The following is a 15,840-nucleotide window of genomic DNA, read 5'->3' on the forward strand; positions in this document are numbered from 1 at the left end:
TGTGGCTGATCCGCGATTTTACGAATCCGCGCGCCCGCTTTCCGTTCCCGAGATAGAATCCCTGTCGGGTGCGAGCTTTGAAGGGCTCGCACCCGATGGTGTTTCTGCAAATGATGTTGCGCCTGTCGGTGAAATGCGTTCCGGCGCGCTCAGCTATGCCGATGGCCGTCCGTCATCGGCTGTCGCCGGTGCCATTGTTCTGACAAAGCCCGATTTCGCCGAACAGTTCCGCGAGGCCGGGTGCATTGTCGGTGTGACGAACAATCCACGGGCGGCCTATGCCCGAACGGCCGGGCATATCTTTGCCGAACGGCCATTGGCTTCAGGCGAGGCCAGCATTGATCCGTCTGCCATTATTCACCCGGGCGCTTTCATTGCGGCCGGGGCCAGTATCGGTGCGAACGCCGTCATTGAACCGAATGCGGTGATCGGCCCGGGCGTCGAGATTGGCGAGGGCGCGTTGATCCGTGCCAATGCGGTCATATCCTTCGCCACAATTGGCGCGCGAACCGAAATCGGTTCGTGCACGGTTGTCGGAAAGACCGGTTTTGCCATTGTTCTGGGTGCCGAACAGCGGATCAAGGTTCCGCATTTCGGCCGTGCGATTATCGGCAGCGACGCATCGATCGGGGCGTCTTGCTCAATCGACCGGGGCGTCTTTGGCGACACGGAGATCGGTGACAACTGCCAGATCGATAATTTCTGCCAGATCGCGCATAATGTGCAGATTGGATCCGGCACCGTCATGGCGGCCTTTGCCGGGATATCCGGCAGCACCAAGATCGGCCGCGATTGCCTGTTTGCCGGCCGGTGTGCGACCACGGATAATATTACCATAGGAAATAATGTGGTGCTGCTCGCAGATTCTGCAGCCATGTATGATATTCCTGATGGTGAGAAATGGGGCGGCAGCCCGGCCATGCCGGCCCGCAATTTCCTGAAACAGCTGACCCAGATGCGGCGCCTCGCGGGTATCAAGGGCGCTCAGGGAAAGAAAGCACGGAGGGATTGATGAGCGAAGCCGAACGGGTGGCGTCCATCGGGATTGACGAAATTCTGCACCGCTTGCCGCATCGCTATCCTTTTCTGTTGCTGGACCGTGCAGAAGACTATGTCGAGGCCGAATCCGTCGTCGGCATCAAGAATGTGACGGTCAACGAACCCTTCTTCCCGGGTCATTTTCCCGGAAATCCGGTGATGCCGGGTGTTCTGATTGTCGAAGCCGTGGCTCAGGCCGGCGCGCTGCTGATGTCAAAGACACTTGATGCAGACGTGTCGAAGACTGCCATCTATTTCATGGGGGTCGACAAGGTGCGCTTCCGGCGTCCTGTGCGGCCCGGCGATACGCTACGCATGCCGGTGAAAGTCACCCATATGCGCGGGGATTTGTTCAAGTTCTCCGGAGCGGCCTTTGTCGGCGATCAGCGCGTCACCGAGTTCGATTTCTCTGCCAAGGGTGTCACCAGCGAATGAGCGGCAAGATCCACTCCACGGCGATCATCGCGGACAATGTACAGCTGGGCGCTGATGTCGAGATCGGTCCGTATTCCATTGTTGAAGGCAATGTGAAGCTGGGTGACGGTGTGCGCCTGATGTCTCATGTCACCATTGCCGGCAACACGGTGATTGGCGATGAGACCGTCATCTACCCTCATGCCTCGCTCGGTCATCCGCCTCAGGATTTCAAGTTCAAGGGTGAGGATACCCGCCTGGTTATCGGTGCCCGCAACACCATCCGCGAATACGCCACCATGCATCCGGGAACGGGGGTGGGCCGTGGTGAAACCATTGTCGGCGACGACGGGTTTTTCATGATCGGCACTCATATCGCGCATGATTGTATCGTTGGTGACAAGGTCGTCCTGTCAAACCATGCGGTTCTGGGCGGTTATTCCGTCGTTGAGGATCAGGTGATCCTGGGCGGCTATACCGGTGTCGTCCAGTTCTGCCGCATTGGTCGGCAGGCCTTCGTGAATGCAATGTCATTGCTGACCAAGGACGTTATTCCCTATGGCGCCGCTGGCGGTAATCATGCGCATCTTGAAGGCTTGAACCTGGTGGGCCTTAAGCGCCGCGGGCATTCCCGCACGGCCATCAAGGAACTCCGTACCGCTTACCGGCTTCTGTTTGCGGAAGAGGGCTCGTTCAACGAGCGGTTGGAGGATGTGGCCTCTCTTTATTCTGAAAACCCGGCCGTGATGGAGATTGTGGATTTCATCCGCGCAGAGCCCGGCCGGTCTATTTGCATGCCGCATGACTGATCAGCCGAAATCCGACTGGAAGCGTCTGGCAATCATCGCCGGGGGTGGCGAAATCCCTTCTCTCGTGGCGCGCGGCGAACTCGCAGCGGGCCGATCGCCCTTTGTGGTCGAAGTCGAGGGATTTGCTGACCAGGACTATTCCCGCTTCGAAAGTGTTCGCCTGCCCATTCCGAAAGTCGGCGGCATGCAGAAGGCGATTGTCGCCGCGGGATGCGATGCGGTTTGTTTCATCGGGCGTATTACACGGCCGAATTTCAAATCGCTCATGGGGCTCGATACGACCGCAATGGGGCTGTTGCCCCGGATCACGCAGGCCGCCCGCTATGGCGATGATGCCTTGATGCGGGTGATAATTGATTCCTTTGAAAGCAAAGGCTTGCGGGCTATCGGGGCCGATGAGGCCATGTCCAGCCTGGTGCCGGAGGCGGGCGTTCTGGGCTCCATCGAGCCGGATGAAATCGCACGGGAAGATATACGCAAGGCTCTGAAAATTGCACGGGCGATTGGCGAGCACGATATCGGCCAGGGTGCGGTTGTCGCCAACGGACTGGTTCTCGCGATTGAGGCCCAGGAAGGAACCGACGAAATGCTGGCGAGGATATTCAGCCTTCCGCCAGACATTCGCGGCAATCCGCAAAGCCGGCTGGGTGTACTGGCCAAGACTCCAAAGCCCCGCCAGGAACGCCGGATCGATCTGCCCACTATCGGCCTGCGAACCATTGATGGCGCTTCGCGAGCGGGCCTGTCTGGCATCGCCGTTATTGCAGGCAGCGCGCTGATCCCGCGAATGGACGAGACCATTGCGGCGGCTGATGCGGCAGGTCTCTTTATCTATGCGGCGGGAGCCGATGAGTGAGCCGCTAAAGGTTTTTCTGGTTGCCGTTGAGCCATCCGGTGATGCGCTCGGAGCCGATCTGATCGCTGCGCTTCGTGAATCCTGCGGAAATGATGTCTCCATTGCCGGCGTCGGGGGGCCACGTATGGCCGAGCTCGGCGTCAGGAGCGCAGTGGATATCTCGGGTCTGGCCATTCTGGGACTGCTGGACGGATTGAAGACCTATCCCCAGATCCTGAAAAAAGTGAACGAGACCGTTGAAGCGGCAATGGCTTTCGAGGCCGATAGCGTTGTCCTGATCGATTCCTGGGGCTTCATGATCCGCGTGGCCCAACGGCTCCAGAAGCGGGAGAATGCGCCATTCCTGATCAAATATGTCGGACCGCAAATCTGGGCGGCCCGGCCCAGGCGCGCCAATGTGCTGGCCCAATCCGTTGATCATTTGCTGACCATTCACGCTTTTGATCAGCCCATGTTTGAGGCTGCAGGCCTGGCCACGACCTTTGTTGGAAATCCAGCGCTGGAGCGCCCCGTCACAGGCGATGGCACCGCATTCCGGCGAAAGCACGGGATCGACAAGGGCACTATTGTTATCGGCGTTCTTTTCGGTAGCCGGCCCAGTGAACTGCGCCGGATCGGTCCCGCTATCCGTGATGCGATTGCCGCGTTGCAGGCGCAGCTTCCCGGGGCGGTTTTTGTTACGCCAGCGGCTCCGGCGATTGCGGAGGGCGTTCGTGCCGCGCTGAATGAAGACCCGCGCATGACCAATGTGCTGGTTGTCGAAGAAGATGAAAAACGCGACGCGACTTCAGCCATGAACGTTGCTCTGGCCGTGTCAGGGACGGCGACGACCGAACTGGCGCTGGCGGGCGTTCCGACCGTCTCCACCTACAGGCTTGGGTGGTTAAGCTACTGGATTTACAAGAACATATTGTTCAAGGCGAAATATTTCAGCCTCGTCAACATTGCCGCAGATCAGGAATTGATCATCGAGCACGCCCAGGACGAGGCGAATGGCGAGCGTCTCGCTGCTTCGGTTCAGGTCTTGTTGGACGAGAACAGTTCCGGTCGCTCGCGTGGTCCGGCCCTGCAGGCTGCCGCAGAAGCGATGAAGGGGGATGGCAGATCCAGCGCGCGGGCTGCCGAAGCCGTTCATGGCCTGACGGCAGCCCGTAAACGGCCTGATTAGCGCTTGTTGATCGGGATGTAATTGCGCTCGGTGGCTCCCGCGAACAGCTGACGCGGGCGGCCGATCTTCTGCACCGGATCTTCCAGCATCTCCGTCCATTGCGCGATCCAGCCGACGGTGCGGGCCAACGCGAACAGCACGGTGAACATGGATGTCGGGAAGCCCATCGCGCGAAGCGTGATGCCGGAATAGAAGTCGATATTCGGATAGAGCTTCTTTTCGACGAAATACGGATCTTCCAGAGCGATCTTTTCCAACTCCATTGCCACTTGCAGCAACGGTTCATCGCGAACACCCAGAACGTCGAGTACCTCGTGGCAGGTTTCGCGCATCACTTTGGCGCGTGGGTCATAATTCTTGTAGACCCGGTGCCCGAAGCCCATCAGGCGGAAAGGATCATTCTTGTCCTTCGCCCTGGCAATGTATTCAGGAATATTGTCAACCGAGCCAATCTCTTCGAGCATGTTCAAAGCGGCTTCATTGGCGCCGCCATGTGCCGGGCCCCAGAGGCTGGCAATTCCCGAAGCAATACAGGCAAATGGATTGGCGCCCGACGAACCGGCGAGCCGTACCGTCGAGGTGGACGCATTCTGCTCGTGATCCGCATGGAGGATGAAAATCTTGTCCATGGCCTTGGCGAGCGTCTTGTTCAGCTCATAGTCCTCGGCGGGTACAGCAAAGCACATCCGCAGGAAATTGCTGGCAAAATCCAGCTCGTTGCGCGGGCTGATGAAGGGTTGGCCGATGGAATACTTGTAAGCGCGGGCAGCAATCGTCGGCATCTTTGCGATCATGCGATGGCTGGCAATGGTGCGGGCCTGAGCGTCACTGATATCCGTCGAGTCATGGTAGAAAGCCGAGAGAGCGCCGACCGTGCCGACCATGACCGCCATCGGGTGGGCGTCGCGTCGGAAACCGCGGAAGAACTGGTCGAACTGATCGTGCAGCATGGTGTGCCGGCGGATTGTCATATCGAAGTCTTCAAGTTCCGCCGGCGTCGGCAATTCGCCGTGCAGCAGCAGATAGCAGACCTCAATAAAACTGGACTGTTCGGCCAACTGATCGATCGGATAGCCGCGATAGAGCAGGGTGCCCTCATTGCCATCGATATAGGTGATGTGGCTTTCGCATGATCCGGTGGAAGTGAAGCCTGGATCATAGGTGAAAACACCGGCCTTGTTGTAGAGTGTGCGGATGTCGATCACATCCGGTCCGATCGTGCCTTTCAGGACCGGCAACTCATAGGTTTGACCATCAATCGTGAGCGTTGCCGTTCCGTTGGGTTGAGCTTTTGTTTCCATGATGATCGTCCTTCTTCTTTCGTGCGTCTTATAGGTCTGATTTGATCTGTTCATCAATACGGGCAAGCGTTTCCTCGGGGCCCAGCCATTCCAGGACCTGGGACAGGTCCGGAGCCGGTTCTCCACCCGTTACGGCCGCCCTGAGTGGAGCTCCGATCTTGCCGAAACCGATACCTTCTTTCTCGACGAAAGCGGTAAGGGCACCGTGCACACTTTCCGCTGTCCAGCTGTCGAGCGATGACAGAACTGATCTGAATTTGGCGAGATAGTCCTTGCCATCTCCATTCAAGGGCCTTGCTGCTTTTCCTTCCAGGATGAAAGGCGTTGGCTTGAACAGGAAATAGGCCTGTGAGGCCAATTCTTCCAGTGTGGCAGCGCGGGTCTTCAGCACCGGCATGGCATCCAGCAAGCGGGTCTGGAAACCGGTATCGGATGGATCCAGCCCTTCGGATTGCTTCTCACACCAGGGCAAGACCAGCTCGGCCAGCCGCTGATCGTCGGCCAGCTTCATATGATAGGCGTTGACGCTGGCCATCTTGTCAAAGTCCAGCCGTCCCGGCGCCTTGTTCAGGCCAGCGAGGCTGAAGGCCGCCATGGCCTCTTCGTCGGTGAAGTATTCCTGGTCGCCTGATGCCCAGCCAAGACGCAGAAGATAATTACGCAGGCCTTCCGGCAGATAACCCATATCCCGATAGGCTTCCACGCCGAGAGCGCCATGGCGCTTGGACAGTTTTTTTCCATCCGGGCCGTGGATCAGCGGGATGTGGGCAAAAACCGGCCGCTTCCAGCCAAGCGCGTCATAGATCTGGGCCTGCCGCGCGGCATTCACGAGGTGATCATCGCCGCGGACAATATGGGTGATGCCCATGTCGTGATCATCGACCACGACAGCGAGATTATAGGTCGGCGTCCCGTCCGAACGCAGCAGGATCAGATCGTCGAATTCCTTGCCTTTCCAGCGAACATCCCCCTGAACCGCATCGGCAATGACGACATCGTCATCGCCGGCCCGGAAACGGACGGTGAAAGGCTGATCCGCCGGCGCATCGCCCGGGTCACGGTCACGCCACGGGCTGCGCAGCGCACGCCCTTCGGAGAAGGCTTTCTCGCGCTCGGCAGCGGTCTCGGCCTCGCTCATATAACAACGGAAAGCACGGCCATTCGCGAGCAGTTCATGGGCTACGGCAGCATGACGGGCCGCATTGCCGAACTGGGAAATCGGATCTCCATCCCAGTCCAGACCCAGCCAGCTGAGGCCATCAATGATCGCGGCTGTTGCGTCATCGGTTGAGCGTTCGCGGTCGGTATCTTCAATCCGCAAAAGGAATTTTCCGCCCGATCCGCGTGCGAGAAGCCAGTTGAACAGGGCCGTGCGGGCGCCTCCGATATGCAAATAGCCTGTCGGCGACGGCGCAAACCGTGTAACTATGGGTTGTGTCTTATTTTGCACTAGCGAAACCATGTTGCGCTGCGAAAGGAGTGCGGTTGGTAGCATGGCAGGCAGGGGGATGAAATAGCCGATTGCGTAAGCTCGAACACAGATTCCCGGCATTCCGGCTGCACGGCTTTCTCAGCAGCTTTTGGCGCCGTATTTCGGATGAAACGGCCCACAAAACCCCGATCCGGATCGTCATCTGGGGCCCGGTAGCATTTGGCGCGGGTTCGATTGTCTATTTCACGTCCGGGATAGAGCCGCCTGTTTTCGCTGGCTGGTTCGCTCTTGCGCTGTCTTTGCTGGCATTTGTGGCAAGTTTTGGCGTGCGCCAAAGGCCGATCCTGTTATCCGGCCTGACATTGCTGGCGGCTCTGATGTTCGGGTTTGCATATGCGCAGCAGCATACCTTGCGGCAATCTCGTTCGGTTCTGACAGATGATAATCGTGCCCGGGAAGTTACAGGCTGGATCGAGGAGATACAGGCCGGAAATGGCCGGGAACGGCTGATCGTGCATGTCACGCACCTGGATGGGCATCCGGCAGACATTTCGAGGGTACGCTTCAATGCCCGGCGGGGGGCATTTTCCCCGGGAGACGGGATCGAGGCGCGCGTTGTGCTGACGCCTCCGCGGCGCCCCGCCGTGCCGGGAGGTTATGACCCGGCCTTCGCAGCCTGGTTCTCCGGTCTTGCAGGCACAGGTTATGCCATTGCACCGCTCGAGGCTGCCGACGTGCAGGGAGATGGATTGCGCAGATCCCTCGTACGTTGGCGTTGGGCCATGGCCGAACATATTCGCAATGGCGCCCATCCGCAGACCGCAGGAATTGCTGCGGCGCTTCTGACGGGGGACAGATCCGGCATTCCCGAACATCAGGCAGAAGCGCTGCGGGCGGCCGGTCTGGGCCATATTCTCGCGATATCCGGCCTCCATATGAGCCTTTTTGCGGGCGGACTTTTCTTTGCTGTCAGGGCAGCAGCTGCCAGCTTTCCGTCGTTTGCACGGCGGTATGACCCCCGGATTCCCGCCGCCATTTTTGCCCTGACGGGAGCGCTTCTCTACCTGGTTTTGTCCGGCATGTCGGTTTCCACGCAGAGAGCCTTTGTGATGGTCGCTGTCATCCTGATGGGGACCTTGTTGCGCCGCCGGGCTATCTCCATGCAATCGGTGGCGATCGCGGCTGCGATCGTCCTCATTCTTCAGCCACAGAGCGTCCTGACACCGGGTTTCCAGATGTCATTTTCGGCCGCGGCGGCGTTGATTGCTGCCTTTGATTTCTGGCGCAAACGTGCGTCGACACGTGATCGGAAGACCTGGTTCGATTCCATCCTGCAATTCTGGAGCAGCCTCTCCCTGTCGTCTCTGGTCGCCGGCGGCGCAACCGCGGCATTCGCTGTTTTCCACTTCAACCGGATCGCAGTTTTCGGATTGGCCGCCAATTTACTGGTCATGCCGGTTTTCTCATTGCTGGTGATGCCGGCTGGAGCGATTGCCCTGGCGCTGGCACCATTGGGGCTGGATGCGCCCGCCCTGGCCGTGATGAGCCAGGGCTTGATGTGGGTGGTCGGAATTGCCGAATGGGTCAGTAATTGGCCGGGGGCGCTGGCACCGGCTGCTTCTGCACCCGGTTCCGTGATGGGGCTCTACTCTCTGGGCTTTGTCATCTTGGTGGCGGCTCGCGGCGTGTTCCGTTGGGCAGGGCCGATCCTGATCCTGCTTGCCTATGCCGGTTGGGCCTATAGCCGGCCCCCGGATATCTTCGTCAGCGAGGACGGTGTGGTTCTGGCGCAGGAAGACACCGATTCCGGTTCTGTCTGGGCAACATCTGACCGGCGCCGATCCCGCTTTCCGCTTCGTGTGTTCCTTGAACAGGCCGGTGATCCTGTCACGCCCCGGTCATCAGGTTGGCGCTGCGATCCGGTCGGATGCCACCTTGATGGTGCGGAACTGGATATCGGGGTCGTGCGCGCAGAAGAGGGGCTCACCGAGGCCTGTCAGCGAGAGGATCTCGTCGTTCTGCTCGCACCAGCGTCACCTATCCAGCGTGCAAGCTGCCGTGCCGAATTGATTGATCAGCGGGACCGCAGCCGCGAGGGAGCAATCGCTATCTGGAGTCAGCCGGGCCGTTCACTCAGGCGAACCAGTGTAGAGGACGGCCGCCGTGGCCGGATCTGGGCCCGCCCTGCTAGTGATAGCGGCGGATAAGTCCGACCAGGCGTCCCTGCACCCGTACGCGATCAGGCCCGAATATCCGGGTCTCGTATGCCGGGTTTGCGGCTTCCAGCGCGATCGATCCGCCTTTCTTGCGCAAGCGCTTGAGCGTTGCCTCTTCCTCATCAACGAGAGCGACGACAATCTCGCCATTCATGGCGGTATCACTGCGCTCGATAATGACGATATCACCATCGAGGATGCCGGCATCGATCATTGAATCACCTTCAACCTCAAGCGCGTAATGGTCACCGCGTCCGCCCGCCAGATCAGGCGGCAGGATGATCCGGTCTCGCTCGTGCTGGATCGCTTCAATGGGAACACCTGCGGCAATCTTGCCGAGAAGGGGGACATCCATGGCATCATTTGCCGCGCTATTCGCGAAGTTGGCTTCCACCACATTGCTGGCCGAAGCGGCAGGAGAGGCGTCCTCGGGCATTTTGAGCACTTCCAGTGCGCGCGCCCTGTGGGCGAGCCGGCGTATGAAGCCGCGTTCCTCGAGGGCGGTAATCAGGCGGTGGACTCCCGACTTGGAGGCAAGATCCAGTGCATCCTTCATTTCCTCGAAGGATGGCGATACGCCATCTTCACTCAAACGCTTGTGGATGAAGAGCAAAAGCTGGTGTTGTTTGCGCGTCAGCATGGCTCACCTCAAAGAGAACAAATCAGAAACTTCTGAAAATGTTCTATGAGTGTTCCGGGTAAACGTCAAGTTAAGGCGAAATCATCCAGCGCGGCCGTCACGGGCAGGCCTGCAATGTTCAGAAAATTGGCCAGTATCGAATGGCCATGTTGCGAAGCGATGCTCTCCGGATGGAACTGGACGCCATGGAGCGGGCGATTCCTGTGGCGGATTCCCATGATTTCTCCATCGGCGGTCTGGGCGTTGACGATGAGAGGAGCATCAGCCGGAAGCGAGCCGATCGCGAGGGAATGATAGCGCGCGACCGCAAACGAGCCGGGCAGACCGGTAAATATGCCGCTATCATCATGGCTGACCTTACTGGCCTTGCCATGGATGATGGCCCGCGCGGGTACGGTCTGGCCGCCAAAGACCTCGCCCATGCATTGATGGCCGAGACAGACGCCGAGAATGGGCTGATCATCCGGCGCTGACCGGATGAGATCGAGGCAAATGCCGGCATCTTCCGGCCGCCCGGGGCCGGGTGACAGGCAAATCGCCTTTGGCTGCAATGCAAGCGCCTGGTCGACGCTCAGTGCATCATTGCGAACGACATGCGTGTTGGCTCCCAATTCCTCGAAATAGTGAACGAGGTTGAAAGTGAAGCTGTCGTAATTATCGATGATCAGCAGCATGAAATGTCCTTTGCCGACGCTAATCTAGAAGCGGTGGTTCGGCGTGCAATGCTGCTGTGCTCATGCGCCGGGTAAACGAGGTGTTAACCGAAGCGGTGTGGCCTCGGCATCATGAGATCCGCTTGGTCCAATTCGGTAAGTCCACTAATCGCCGGTCTGTTGACCGCTGCCATTTTCGTGGCGGGAGCGGGCGCTTTTGAACTGGGCCGCGCCACTGGATTTGAGCCGGCAGCCACCGAAGAATTATCTGTCCACACTGACAACTTTCGTCCTTTGCCCGATCCGGTTCCGTACGTGATCGCCGAAACCCGGGCGCCGCAGCCTGTTTCCGACACCCGGCCGGTGGTCGTTCTTGTGATCGATGACGCCGGTATCGATCCCGGATTGACCCGCCAGGCAATGGACCTACCGGTGGCGTTGACCCTGTCATTCCTGCCCTATGCCGAGGCGACGCCTGCACTTGCCCTGGAAGCGCGGGAGAGGGGGCATGATATTTTCCTGCACCTGCCAATGGAGCCTTATGGTCTGGATGATCCCGGCCCGGGCGCGTTGACCCGCCATCTTTCACGGGAAGAGTTGAGGCGGCGCGTCGATTTGGCTTTCAGACGTGTTCCGGGCGCAACCGGTTTCAACAACCATATGGGCAGTGCTTTTACGGCAGATGCAGCGGCGTTGACCGCGGCTTTTTCGAGCCTTGAGGGAAGCGATCTTGTTTTCCTCGATTCCCTGACATCGGGTCGTAGCCAAGCCTACCGTGTGGCATCCCGTGCCGGGCTGACGGCGCTCAGACGCGATATCTTCATCGATCACGTCCCCGGCGAGGAAATGGAATTTCTTGATGCGATGGCGACCCGGGCGCGCAGCGAGGGCCAGGTCATCGCGATCGCTCATCCGCGGCCCGGGACGCTGGAAGCCTTGTCCAGCTGGATCGCGGCTCCGCAAAATCAGGATATTCGCTTCATAACCGTCAGCCAGCTATTGGAATCCGATCCCGCAACGGACCGGTTGGCGGGAGCGGCAGGAAATGCATCACCCTCATTATCCGCGCGCTCGAGATAGGCGCCCGCGCGCCAAAGTCTGCAGGATTTACTGGAATTGGCTTTGATCGACGACACCCAGCGCCTGGTCGCGGAGGTCTGTTTCAATATCAGCCGTGGTGAAATCGAATTCGCGATACAGGGCGGAAACCAGGCTGCTGTCGATATCACCGCGATAACCGTCCGTGAGGAAAGTCTCGATCTGGGCCAGTAGCTGCGGATCCTCGACATCGCCATCATGTGCGTCGGCTACACGGATCACCATGTGTGAACGCGCAGAAGCCGACCGCGTCGCTTCGAAATCGCCGACATCCATGGAGAAGACCAGGCTGACCACTTGCTGGCCGAACGTGCCTGACGTTTCTGTACGGCGTAGGCTGGCCTGCTCCAGACGGAAATCCGGATTTGCATCGGCAATGGACTGAAGCGACTGGCCGCTCTCGGCGAGTTCCATCACGTTCTCGGCAATATCTTCCAGCCGGGTGTCGACCTCCTGCAGGCGCCAGACCGATTCTGCGTCTTCACGTGCTTCTTCCAGTGAGCGCACGCGTGCCTCGATGATTTCATCAACACGGACCGCGAAATAGCTGCCTTCGCCATATGATTGCAGTTCGCCGTCGATATGGGCAGGGCGGGAGAAGATATCTGCTCCGATTTCCGGCTCGGTGAAGAACCAGAATGCAAAATCGCCATCTTCCGAGCGGCCCTGTTCGTCAACCGGCTGGAAAATTTCATAGGGAAGGCCGGCTGCAAACGCTGCTTCTTCGAGCGAGAAACCATTTCCGCGGGCTTCTTCGTATTCACCCAGGTCGGCATAGAGCAAATCCTCAGCGGCCGTTTGCGCCAGAGCGTCACGGATCTCCTGGCGGCGTTCCTCCAGTGTCGGGATGTCGTCTTCTACCGCTGCTTCAACGACGATCGCGAACCAGTTGCCGAACCTCGTCTCTACCGCAAAAGCGTCGCCGGTCGTGGCCTCGAACAGCGCATCGCGAACCGCACTGTCGGGCACCTGGAATGCCTGGCGGTCTTCAAGTCGGGACGGCTCACTGGCACCGAGTTCGGTGGCGATGATGGTGGGATCCTCGTCATTACCCAGGCGAAGCGCAGCATCCCGCGCTGCAGCCTCGTCATCGAAGACGAGCTGGGTATAGGTTCGCATCGCCGGCGTGCCGATCGAGCCTGTCGAGACCTCATATTCATATTGCTCGACGATGTCGGTCTCTTCGATCTCGACCTCGGTCAGATAATCTTCCGGCCGCAGCCTCACCAGCGTGAAGGCACGGCGTTCCGGCGTAGTGAAGAATTGCGGATTATTGTCGATCGTGGCCTGCAGATCCTCGCTGGTCGGGTCACCGATTTCTCCCGCCGCCGCCGGGCTGATCACCACCGCTTCGAGATCGCGTGTTTCACCGATATAGCGAAGCAGAATGCTGCGGTAGATATCTGGTTGGGCAATGCCTTCAAACAGGCTGCTCGTCATCTGGCTGAGGACCAGATCATTGCGTACTTCCGATTCAAACTGGCGCTGCCGCTGCCCGACCTGGGCCAGATAGTTATTGTAAGCCATCCGGTCAAAACCACCGGTCAACGGGTCGGTCAGAAATTCGATACTGCTGATCTCGTCACGCACGGCGGCATCGGAAGCGGTAATTCCCAGCGACCGGGCCTGCGACCGCAGCATGGCATTCAGGATCAGCTGGCCCAGCACTTCATCGCCCATGCCCTGCTGGCGGGCCTGCTCATTGGTCAAAGATGGGTTTTCCTGACGTTCCCGCTGCATGCGCCGTTCGAAATTGAGCTGCAGCTCGGCCACCGTCACGCGCTCTCCACCAACGACGGTGATGGCGTTGCCGGGCGCCTGGAAGATGTCATTGACCCCCCAAAGAGCGAAACTCGCGACCAGGAGAACAACGATCACCATGGCGATCGGGGATTTGACAGCATTGCGAACGGCAGAAAGCATTGACTTTGGTCCGGTAAATCTGAGTGAGTGCCGGAAACTAACGGCGGGATTCTCCTGCCGCAAGCGCGCCGTCATCTCGGTGCCAGTAGATCGAACGGGTTGGGGAGAACGCCATGGCACGCCGGATGCTGATCGCCGGAAACTGGAAAATGAACGGGTTGCGCCAATCCTTGGGTTTCTTTGAAGAAATCCGGACGTTGGTTGAGCCGGGTTATGCCGTCGATGTGCTTGTCGCGCCTCCAGCAACCCTGGTTCAGGCTGCTGCTCAGGCGTCGAATGGCATTTTTATCGCTGGCCAGGATTGCCATGTTGCGGAAAGCGGTGCGCATACAGGCGATATCTCTGCGGCCATGTTGAAGGATGCGGGCGCAACGCACGTAATCGTCGGGCACTCCGAACGGCGCAGCGATCATGGAGAGCGCAGCGAAACGGTTCGGCAGAAGGCTGAAGCCGCCCAATCTGCCGGCCTGGTGCCGATTATTTGTGTTGGAGAGCAGGAAGAGGATCGTCGTGCAGGCCGTCATACCGATGTTGTCGGCGAACAGCTCGATGCATCCAATCCGGGCAATGGCGATTTTATCATTGCCTATGAGCCGGTCTGGGCGATCGGAACGGGTCTGACGGCCTCGGTGCGGGACATAGCGGCCATGCATGAATTTATCCGTGGCCGTGTTGCGGGTGGGGCTTCCAGGCAGATCCTCTATGGCGGCTCGGTTAAGCCTGACAATGCGGCCGAGATTCTGGACCTCGACGACGTGGATGGAGCTCTGGTGGGCGGCGCCAGTCTCAAGGCTTCCGATTTCGCAGCGATCATCTCGGCGGCATCGTGAAATGTTAACCAAGCCGGGTAAGTGGGCATCAATCATTTTCTGCCAGTGTGATGATCGAGTTTTCACGCGGGCAGGGTGCGGTTTATGGCGGAATTGGATTTTCAGCGAGCGGCAGTTCTGCTGTTCGACCCGGTACATGTAAACATTCGCACGACGCGGTATGCGTTGAACGAGATCGGTTTCAAGTCGATTGAAGCCTGCAGCACGATTGAAGACTTTCAGCGCCAGCTCAAGGAAAACAGCTGGGATCTGATTGTCGCGGAATGTTCCAATCCGAAGATCGATATATTCCGGCTGGTCCGGATGATCCGACGCGGTGAAGCGACTCCGAATCCTTATTCGGTTATCGCGCTGACCTCCTGGACCCGTAAAGGCGGCCATGTCCGCCAGGCAATCGAATCCGGAGCGGATGATGTCATTGTGCGGCCGTTCTCGACCCAGTTTGCCGAGGATCGTATCCGCACCATGGTCCGCGATCGCAAATCCTTCGTGGTGACCAGTGACTATGTTGGTCCTGACCGGCGCTCGGGTGATCGCGCCGCGCTGGACAAGGATTGCGTCGCCGTCCCGAACACGTTGAGCGCCAAGGCGGTGGGCGACGAGGAACAGCTTCGCGAAGCCTACTCGGCAATCAGCGATGCCAAGAAAACCATCGAGGCCGAGCGCATTCGCCGCCTGGCGATGCGGATTGTGGTTTCCGCCGAGCTGCAATTTGATGCCAAGGCCGGTCCGCCCAAGGCATTCGATCCGGCGGACATGATGAAATCAGCCCGCGAACTTCGTGATCAACTGGAATCGGTTGGACAGTTTCAGGCCGTTCAGGTCGGCGAAGCGTTGCTGGATCATGTCCGGAATTTCCGCAATCCGGATGAACGGACGACGAAGAATTTCCGGCTCGCCAAGGAAATGGCGATCGGTGTCTATGCCGCCTATGCGGACGGCAGATCGATCGAGAAAGACAAGGATGAAATCTCCAAGACGGTCTCGGCACTGCGCAAACGCATGTCATCCGAACGGCCGGGGAGTAGCGTTCAGGACTTGCCTGAGCTAAAAGCCGCCTCCATGTAGATCGGGATCAACCGGTAAAGGCGGCGTTTTGCCATGATGACAGTGCTATTGATTGTTCACCTGCTCGTGTCGGCGGGCCTTGTTGGCGTTGTGTTGATGCAGCGGTCCGACGGGGGGGCGCTGGGCATTGGTGGTGGTGGTGCGGGTGGCATGATGTCCAGCCGGGGCGCGGCCAACATCCTGACCCGTACGACGACGATTCTTGGTGCCGCTTTCTTTGCCAATTCGATCCTTCTGGCCATTGTCGCCGGCGTGGATGCGCAGGGGCAAAGCGTCTTCGACAACATCGAAGATGAAGCGCCGGTGATGGATCTGACCTTGGATGGCGAGGAAGAAGACACGCCGTCACTGCCGGACGACGAGTAGTTTTTTACAGAAATTGGTGTGATCGGAC

Annotated in this window: 15 protein-coding genes; 10 read left to right on the forward strand and 5 right to left on the reverse strand. The window is 59.0% G+C overall.

The features are described from left to right. Position 1 precedes the first annotated feature (1 nt). Genes V0U79_RS00865 through V0U79_RS00885 form a run of 5 tightly spaced genes read left to right on the forward strand, consistent with a single transcriptional unit; the run spans position 2 to position 4,285 of the window. Positions 2-1,012 carry a UDP-3-O-(3-hydroxymyristoyl)glucosamine N-acyltransferase gene (locus V0U79_RS00865; protein ID WP_330197567.1) on the forward strand — a complete coding sequence of 337 codons (1,011 nt, stop codon included), beginning with the start codon at positions 2-4 and terminating at the stop codon, positions 1,010-1,012. Then, complete coding sequence (gene fabZ, locus V0U79_RS00870; protein ID WP_373696414.1) at positions 1,009-1,473, forward strand: 3-hydroxyacyl-ACP dehydratase FabZ; 465 nt, start codon at positions 1,009-1,011, stop codon at positions 1,471-1,473. The genes V0U79_RS00865 and fabZ overlap by 4 nt, the downstream gene beginning before the upstream one ends. Then, positions 1,470-2,261: an acyl-ACP--UDP-N-acetylglucosamine O-acyltransferase gene (lpxA, locus tag V0U79_RS00875; RefSeq protein ID WP_330197569.1), complete on the forward strand. Its 792-nt coding sequence runs from the start codon at positions 1,470-1,472 to the stop codon at positions 2,259-2,261. Before fabZ ends, lpxA begins: the two co-directional genes overlap by 4 nt. After that, a complete protein-coding gene (locus tag V0U79_RS00880) occupies positions 2,254-3,117 on the forward strand; it encodes an LpxI family protein (RefSeq protein ID WP_330197570.1) in 864 nt (287 codons plus the stop codon). Before lpxA ends, V0U79_RS00880 begins: the two co-directional genes overlap by 8 nt. Beyond that, positions 3,110-4,285 carry a lipid-A-disaccharide synthase gene (locus V0U79_RS00885; RefSeq protein ID WP_330197571.1) on the forward strand — a complete coding sequence of 392 codons (1,176 nt, stop codon included), beginning with the start codon at positions 3,110-3,112 and terminating at the stop codon, positions 4,283-4,285. Before V0U79_RS00880 ends, V0U79_RS00885 begins: the two co-directional genes overlap by 8 nt. On the opposite strand, the gene gltA is transcribed toward V0U79_RS00885, so the two are convergent. Continuing rightward, positions 4,282-5,586, reverse strand: a complete 1,305-nt coding sequence (gltA, locus tag V0U79_RS00890) for a citrate synthase (protein WP_330197572.1) — start codon at positions 5,584-5,586, stop codon at positions 4,282-4,284. The two genes, V0U79_RS00885 and gltA, sit on opposite strands and share 4 nt — an antisense overlap. A gap of 28 nt (positions 5,587-5,614) precedes the next feature. Continuing rightward, complete coding sequence (gene gltX, locus V0U79_RS00895; protein WP_373696415.1) at positions 5,615-7,048, reverse strand: glutamate--tRNA ligase; 1,434 nt, start codon at positions 7,046-7,048, stop codon at positions 5,615-5,617. 59 nt (positions 7,049-7,107) lie between these two features. Here gltX and V0U79_RS00900 point away from each other — a divergent pair, with 59 nt between their 5' ends. Next, complete coding sequence (locus V0U79_RS00900) at positions 7,108-9,225, forward strand: ComEC/Rec2 family competence protein (RefSeq protein WP_330197573.1); 2,118 nt, start codon at positions 7,108-7,110, stop codon at positions 9,223-9,225. On the opposite strand, the gene lexA is transcribed toward V0U79_RS00900, so the two are convergent. Continuing rightward, positions 9,206-9,874: a transcriptional repressor LexA gene (gene lexA / locus V0U79_RS00905; RefSeq protein ID WP_330197574.1), complete on the reverse strand. Its 669-nt coding sequence runs from the start codon at positions 9,872-9,874 to the stop codon at positions 9,206-9,208. The two genes, V0U79_RS00900 and lexA, sit on opposite strands and share 20 nt — an antisense overlap. A gap of 65 nt (positions 9,875-9,939) precedes the next feature. Continuing rightward, on the reverse strand, positions 9,940-10,548 hold the full coding sequence (locus tag V0U79_RS00910; RefSeq protein ID WP_330197575.1) for an anthranilate synthase component II: 609 nt from the start codon (positions 10,546-10,548) through the stop codon (positions 9,940-9,942). A gap of 111 nt (positions 10,549-10,659) precedes the next feature. Between V0U79_RS00910 and V0U79_RS00915 the strand changes: the two genes are divergently transcribed. Beyond that, positions 10,660-11,607, forward strand: coding sequence for a divergent polysaccharide deacetylase family protein (locus V0U79_RS00915; RefSeq protein WP_330197576.1), 948 nt, complete (start codon positions 10,660-10,662; stop codon positions 11,605-11,607). A gap of 27 nt (positions 11,608-11,634) precedes the next feature. On the opposite strand, the gene V0U79_RS00920 is transcribed toward V0U79_RS00915, so the two are convergent. Further along, a complete protein-coding gene (locus tag V0U79_RS00920; protein ID WP_330197577.1) occupies positions 11,635-13,548 on the reverse strand; it encodes a SurA N-terminal domain-containing protein in 1,914 nt (637 codons plus the stop codon). A 113-nt stretch (positions 13,549-13,661) separates the two neighbouring features. Here V0U79_RS00920 and tpiA point away from each other — a divergent pair, with 113 nt between their 5' ends. The 3 genes from tpiA (at position 13,662) to secG (ending at position 15,812) form a co-directional block, all read left to right on the forward strand. Then, the gene (gene tpiA, locus V0U79_RS00925) at positions 13,662-14,378 is read left to right on the forward strand and encodes a triose-phosphate isomerase (protein WP_330197578.1); all 717 of its coding nucleotides are present in this window, start codon (positions 13,662-13,664) and stop codon (positions 14,376-14,378) included. An 84-nt stretch (positions 14,379-14,462) separates the two neighbouring features. Next, entirely contained in the window at positions 14,463-15,446 is a 984-nt protein-coding gene (locus V0U79_RS00930; RefSeq protein ID WP_330197579.1) for a response regulator, read from the forward strand. A 33-nt stretch (positions 15,447-15,479) separates the two neighbouring features. Then, positions 15,480-15,812, forward strand: coding sequence for a preprotein translocase subunit SecG (gene secG, locus V0U79_RS00935; protein ID WP_330197580.1), 333 nt, complete (start codon positions 15,480-15,482; stop codon positions 15,810-15,812). Positions 15,813-15,840 lie beyond the last annotated feature (28 nt).

Origin of the sequence: Hyphobacterium lacteum (assembly GCF_036330345.1) — a bacterium.
Lineage (GTDB): Bacteria > Pseudomonadota > Alphaproteobacteria > Caulobacterales > Maricaulaceae > Hyphobacterium > Hyphobacterium lacteum.